This window comes from Alcanivorax sp. HI0083 (assembly GCF_001635175.1).
The window spans coordinates 1-3402 of sequence record NZ_LWFX01000934.1 but is presented as its reverse complement, the minus strand read 5'-3'; the positions used below and the strand labels follow the sequence as shown (position 1 = coordinate 3402).

Below are 3402 nucleotides of genomic sequence, written 5' to 3'. Positions count from 1 at the left end.
TGAACTGGCTGGCCAGCAGGGAGGCCCGCGCCACATCACGGCTATTGCGAAGCTGCCCCCACAGGTCCAGCTCGTAGCTGGCACTCACGGAGGCGTTGTAGCTTTCACTGCTACCGCTTTCGCCAAATACACCACTGCGGCTGCCGCCGGCGCCCAACCCCAGGGTCGGGAACAGGGCTGAACCAGCCTGACTGAGTTGCGCATCCGCTTGCTCGACCCGCGCCGTCGCCGCCAGTAAATCCGTGTTAGCCGCCAGCGCCTGGTCCACCAACCGATCCAGTTCCGCACTGTTGAACTGCTGCCACCATTGCGGGTGATGCACCATGGCTTCGCTGGCCTGCTGCTGGTTAAGCCATTGTGCCGGCATGTTTTGTTCGGGCGCCTCCAGCCCGGACCGCATGGCGCAGCCGGATAACAGAACAACAACCGTCACCCATACCCGCTTGTTTATTGTCTTAGTCATTACTGAGTGCCTCCACAGGGTTCAGACGCGCGGCCTTCAATGCGGGGGCAAAGCCAAACAACAGGCCGATGCCCGCGGCACAAACAAACGCGGCCACCATCACTGGCACCGAGAACACAATGGCCATGCCGAAAGCGTCCAGCAGCCAGCCCACCAGTACCCCAATCACCACACCGATCACGCCACCCAGCGCAGACACCACCACCGCTTCGGTAAGAAACTGCTGCAGGATATTGCGCTGACGAGCGCCGGTGGCCATGCGGATACCAATTTCGTGAATACGCTCGGTGACGCTCACCAGCATGATGTTCATCACCCCGATCCCCCCCACCAATAATGAAATCGCCGCGATGGAGCCCAGCAGCAACGTCAGGGTGTTCTGGGTTTCCGACACCATATCCAACAAGGACGCCATATTGAAAACCCGCACATCCTCCTTCCCGTGACGCTGGGTCAACAGGTTAACCGCCGCGGTTTCGGTCTCATCGATGGCGGTAACGTCATCCACGGCCAGGGTGATGGAACGCAGATAATTCTGGCCGAACAGGCGCAGGGTGCCCGTCGACAAGGGCACGAACACCACATCATCCTGATCATCCCCCCAGTCGGTCGCCCCCTGGCGGCTCATCACACCGATTACCTGGAAGGGAATACTGTTGAGCAACAGAAACTGGCCCAACGGATCACTGTCCGGAAACAGGTTGGCTTTCACCGTCTGCCCAATCACGGCCACCGGCGCGTAGCTGGCTTCATCGCTGCTGTTGAAATACACCCCTTGCACCGGCTCCCAGTCGCGCAGGCTGGGGTAATCCGCACTCACCGCCTGCACACTGGTGGAAATATCCTTGCCGTTGGCCCGCGCCGTTACGCCGCCGGAAATTTCCGGTACGGCAACGCGAATATTGGGCAGGGTTTTCAGGGCTTCGGCATCCTCCGGCACCAGGGTGGCGATCACGCCGTCGGCAACGCGCTGTTGGCCCCGGTCCGGCCGGATCACCAGCAGGTTCACACCGCGCTCGCCAATGCGGGCCACCACGTCTTCCTTGGCGCCCTGGCCAATGGCCAGCATCACCACCACCGAGCCCACACCGATCACAATACCGAGCAAGGTAAGCAAGGTGCGCAGCCAGTTGGCGTGCAATGAGCGCAACGCCATGACCACGGATTCCAGCACTTCACCCAGGTCTGGAAAGCGGCTTTCCTGCGTCGGTTGCGGCACGGCGTGGGCCGCCTCCACACGGTGCGGGCGGCGACGGCGATCATCAATCACCTGTCCGTCGCGGATTTCCACTACCCGGTCCGCGTGCTCAGCCACCGCAGCATCGTGGGTAATCACGATCACCGTGTGACCTTGTTCCGCCAGCGCCTTGAGCTGGCCCATCACCGCGTCACCGCTAACGCTGTCCAGCGCGCCAGTGGGTTCATCGGCGAGAATCACCTTGCCTCCGTTCATCAAGGCACGGGCAATGGATACCCGCTGCTGCTGGCCACCGGACAGTTGGTTGGGCCGGTTTTCCAGTTTGTCCTGCAAGCCCAGATCAGCGAGCAGGGTCTGGGCGCGCTGTTTGCGCTCTTCTCGGGGCAGCCCCGCATAAATGGCGGGCAGGGCCACATTTTCCCAGGCGCTGGCGGTGCCTATCAGGTGGTAGCTCTGGAATACAAAACCGAACATCTCCCGGCGCAGCCAGGCCAGCTGCTCATGGTCCATGTCGGTCACCGCCCGCCCGGCGAAGCGGTAAACTCCGTCACTGGGTTGATCCAGGCAACCCAGAATGTGCATCAGTGTGGATTTGCCGGACCCGGAGCTACCCATGATGGCCACAAATTCGCCCGCCTCGATGGACAGGTCGATGCCATGCAGGACTTCCACTTCCTGCTCACCGGCCGGGTAACGTTTGCGGATGCCCGCCAGTTCGATCAGTGCCATCAGAACAATCCGCCGCGACGCGGACGGTCTTTTGACGCCCCGGCGGCTTGCCGGGCGGCCTGCCCCAGCAGCACCGTATCCCCTTCGTTCAAGCCTTCGAGAATCACCGTGCGCACCCGGTTATTGATGCCGGCTTTCACCGTCTTGTTCTGTGGCTGACCATCACTGCCCGGAACCTGCACCTGCCACTGGCCACGATCATTACGTTTCACCGCCGCCACCGGCAGGTTCAGCACATCCTTTTCCGAGTTCACGACAAAAAACACCTGGGCCGTCATCCCCGACATCAGCTTGCCCTGGGGGTTGGCGATATCGAATTCGGCGGTGTACAGCACCACGTTGTTCACCACTTCCGGGGTGGGCAGCACCTGGCGCAAGGTGCTGTCATAACGCACCTGGCCATTGCCCAGGGTGTTGAAGTAGACCGGCATGCCTGCCGCGAGGCGATCCACATCCGCTTCCGAGACCTGGGTCGATACCGTCATGGTGGACAGGTCGGCGATCCGCATCAGCGTCGGCGTGGTCTGGTTGGCATTGAGGGTCTGCCCTTCGCGGGCCTCCAGGCTGACCACAGTGCCACTGCGTGGCGCATAGATTTTTGCGTACCCAAGGTTGGCCTGGTCGCCTTCCACGCTGGCCTGCTTCTGACGAATCTGGGCTTTCAATACCTTGATCTGGGCGCGGGTAATGACCCGCGTGGAACGGGCGCTCTGAAAAGCATCGTCACTGGTGGCATTGGCAGCACGCAGCCGCTGTTGGCGCTGAAACTGCAGTTCGGCCAGATTCAGCTCGGCTTCACGTTGCTCCAGCTGCGCTCGCAGGGCTTCCAGTTCCGCCAGGCCCGCGTCCACCTGGGTTTGCTGTACAGAGGCGTCGATTTCCGCCAGCAATTGGCCCTGCTCCACACTGTCACCCACATCCACATGCAGCCGGGTAAGCTGGCCGGAGACCTGCGCACCCACGTCCACATAATCGCCCGGCTCCAGGGTGCCCAGCGCAGTGACCAGTTCTT

The 3402-nt window shown here is 61.8% G+C and carries 3 protein-coding genes; all 3 read right to left on the bottom strand.

Annotated elements, in window-relative coordinates; all coding sequences use genetic code 11:
- A partial coding sequence (locus A3754_RS10285; protein ID WP_197468608.1) for a TolC family protein occupies positions 1-463 on the bottom strand: 463 nt, incomplete at its 3' end.
- Positions 456-2390 (bottom strand): MacB family efflux pump subunit, encoded by a 1935-nt coding sequence (locus A3754_RS10280; RefSeq protein WP_063519600.1) that lies wholly within the window; start codon positions 2388-2390, stop codon positions 456-458. The genes A3754_RS10285 and A3754_RS10280, both read right to left, overlap by 8 nt.
- Positions 2390-3402: efflux RND transporter periplasmic adaptor subunit (locus tag A3754_RS10275; protein ID WP_063519599.1), on the bottom strand; the 1013-nt coding region annotated here is incomplete at its 5' end. The genes A3754_RS10275 and A3754_RS10280, both read right to left, overlap by 1 nt.